The sequence below is a fragment of the Streptomyces sp. SID12501 genome (assembly GCF_010550245.1).
Lineage (GTDB): Bacteria > Actinomycetota > Actinomycetes > Streptomycetales > Streptomycetaceae > Streptomyces.
This window is the reverse complement of record NZ_JAAGLU010000861.1, coordinates 1-411: the sequence shown is the minus strand read 5'-3', so window position 1 is coordinate 411 and position 411 is coordinate 1. Positions and strand designations below refer to the sequence as shown.

Here is a 411-nt window from a genome sequence, read left to right as displayed (position 1 = left end):
CGGACAGGATGCCTCGCCACAAGGGGAGTTCGCGGATGCGGGCGGGTTCGGAGGCCGCTGCGGCGAGGTGCTGCGACCAGCGGCGGAAGGAGGTGCCGACGGGTTCGGGGGTGAAGGTGGCACCTGCGGCGGCGGCCTCCAGCGCGGCCGCCATCTCCGGCAGCAGGATGCGCCAGGACACTCCGTCCACCGACAGGTGGTGGATGACGAGCAGCAGCCGGCCGGGGAGGTCGGGGCCGGAGTCGAACCAGACGGCCTGCACCATCCGGCCGCGTTCGGGGGCCAGGCGTCCCTGGGCGGCGGCGAACTCCCGCTCCGTGAGGGCGCGCAGGGCGTCGGCGTCGAGGCCTGCGGCGTCGACGCGGTGGAGGGATTCGGCGGCGGCGACGGTACCGGCCGGGGTGATCTCCA

At 74.9% G+C, this 411-nt stretch carries 1 protein-coding gene; it reads right to left on the bottom strand.

Going from position 1 to position 411, the window contains the following annotated elements; genetic code table 11:
• Positions 1–411 (bottom strand): condensation domain-containing protein (locus G3I71_RS48855; RefSeq protein ID WP_164325437.1); only part of this gene is annotated, 411 nt, incomplete at both ends.